Source organism: Deinococcus phoenicis (genome assembly GCF_000599865.1).
Taxonomy (GTDB): Bacteria; Deinococcota; Deinococci; order Deinococcales; family Deinococcaceae; genus Deinococcus; species Deinococcus phoenicis.
This window is the reverse complement of record NZ_JHAC01000079.1, coordinates 1-1,898: the sequence shown is the minus strand read 5'-3', so window position 1 is coordinate 1,898 and position 1,898 is coordinate 1. Positions and strand designations below refer to the sequence as shown.

Here is a 1,898-nt window from a genome sequence, read left to right as displayed (position 1 = left end):
CCCTTCCGGGAAACGACACCCGGAAGCGCTCCACCTCCGCTACCCGCCACTTTTCGGCTTCTCGCTCCGCTCGGGGTGATGATGGCATCATCACCCGCCAGCGACTTAGAAATCCTGCCCACCTCGCCAAAGAGGCGCGCGAAGTGTGGAACAGTGGGCCGCAATGTTCCCGCCGAGGAGGAAGACATGAACCTGCGGAACCTGATCCGCCGCCCATCTGATCCGGCCCCGCCCGCAGACACCCCCGATCAGGAGGCCAGGGGCTTCCGGGCAGCCGCGCGGCGCGCCGCCGAGACCGTGTGGCGCGACCCCCGGGTGCAGGACGCCCGGGCCGGCCTGCGGGACCGAGCACAGGAGTGGCGCAGCGAGGTGCGCCAGCGGGCCGACACGCACCTGGAGCAGATTATCGAGCGGCGGTACGGGGGACAGGGCACCGCCCCCCCCGAGGCGGTCAGCGCCCTGCTCAGCCAGCGGCGCAGGGAACGCGAGGCCCGCGTGGGGCAGCTGCGGGCGCGGCAGGCCCTGCTCTCTCTGGCACAGGGAACCGAACAGCGGCGGGTGCTGACGCAGGTGGCGCAGGCGACCCCCTGGGCAGGCGGTGAGGCGCGGGAGGTGCGCTACACCGCGCTGCTCGACCAGCTCGCCCCGTCGGGCCGTGCGGACGCCGAGATGGCCGTCCACCGCGCCCTCTGGACCCTTGCCGAGCGGCGGGTGCTGGCCGTCTCCCCGCATGGTGTGGTGACCGCCTGCCCGCTACCCCCGGCTTCACTGGCCGGGAGTTTGCTGGCCCTGCCGGAGCGGTCGGGCGAGGGCTGAGCCGACCCGGCAGAACGCCTATGCTGCCCGCATGAGTTCTGCCCCCAGGAGCCACCGCACCGACCTGAACGCCGATCTGGGCGAGGGCAGCCCGCACGAGGCGGCCATCATGCCCTTCGTGACCAGTGCGAATGTCGCCTGTGGCGGACACGCGGGGGACGCGGAAACGATGCGCGACAGCCTGCGCCTGGCCGCGAAGCACGGCGTCTCGGCGGGCGCGCACCCCGGCTTTCCCGACCGCGAGGGCTTTGGCCGCCGCGAGCAGCACTTCGCGTCGGATGAGGTGACCGCGTTCGTGCGCGAGCAGATCGAGGCGCTGAAAGCCGTGGCCGCGCGGGAGGGTGTCCGGCTGCGGCACGTCAAGCCCCACGGGATGCTCTACAACCAGGCCGTGAACGACGCGGCCCTGGCCGCAGCGGTGGCGCGGGCCGCAGCCGATTCCGGCCTGCCCCTCTACTTCGGCCTGGCGGGGGAGGCTTCCCGGATGCTGCACGCGGCGGAGGCCCTGGGTCTGGTGGCGGTGGGCGAGGGCTTCGCGGACCGGGGCTACGCGCCCGACGGGTCGCTGTGGCCGCGCGGGCAGGCCGGCGCGCTGCGGCCCTACGCGGAAGCCGTCGATCAGGGCGTGCGCCTGGCCCTGGAAGGCACGGTCACGGCCGTCACGGGCGAAGCGGTGCGGGTGCCTGCCCGGACCCTTTGCCTGCACGGGGACGGCGCGGAGGCGGCGGACCTGGCGCGGGACCTGCGCGCGGCGCTGGAGGCGGCGGGGGTGCGGGTGGTGGCCCCGGGCCTGTAGCCCCACCCCAGGCCCGGGGTGGCCAGCCCTTCCCTACCCCGGCCAGCCTGACGGCAGGGGCGGCGGCACCAGCGCCGCGTGCATCTCGCCCGCGTAGCGGTCGGTCATCCCGGCGATGAAGTCGCAGACCGCGCGGGGCAGACCGTCCGTCTCCGCGCGGGCACGCGCCTGGGGCGGCAGCAGGGTGGGCCGCGCCAGGAAGGCCGTGAACAGGGTGTTCAGCAGCCGCGTGGCCTGTTCCACCTGCATCTCCACCCGCCAGTGGCGGTAGAGGGTTTCGCGCAGG

The 1,898-nt window shown here is 74.2% G+C and carries 2 protein-coding genes and 1 pseudogene; 2 read left to right on the top strand and 1 reads right to left on the bottom strand.

Features of this window, described 5'->3' with window-relative positions:
* Positions 1 to 186 precede the first annotated feature (186 nt).
* Together DEIPH_RS17010 and pxpA are read left to right on the top strand one after the other, a co-directional pair.
* Positions 187 to 816: a hypothetical protein gene (locus DEIPH_RS17010; protein WP_051517482.1), complete on the top strand. Its 630-nt coding sequence runs from the start codon at positions 187 to 189 to the stop codon at positions 814 to 816.
* A 31-nt stretch (positions 817 to 847) separates the two neighbouring features.
* Positions 848 to 1,612, top strand: coding sequence for a 5-oxoprolinase subunit PxpA (gene pxpA / locus DEIPH_RS17005; protein ID WP_034360558.1), 765 nt, complete (start codon positions 848 to 850; stop codon positions 1,610 to 1,612).
* A 33-nt stretch (positions 1,613 to 1,645) separates the two neighbouring features.
* Here the strand turns inward: pxpA and DEIPH_RS17000 are convergent.
* Positions 1,646 to 1,898: pseudogene (locus tag DEIPH_RS17000) on the bottom strand (deoxyguanosinetriphosphate triphosphohydrolase); the annotation flags it as partial.

Excerpts from the sequence above, each read along its gene's own strand:
- DEIPH_RS17010 (WP_051517482.1), top strand. The coding sequence starts at position 187 with ATGAACCTGCGGAACCTGATCCGCCGCCCATCTGATCCGGCCCCGCCC.
- pxpA (WP_034360558.1), top strand. The coding sequence starts at position 848 with ATGAGTTCTGCCCCCAGGAGCCACCGCACCGACCTGAACGCCGATCTG.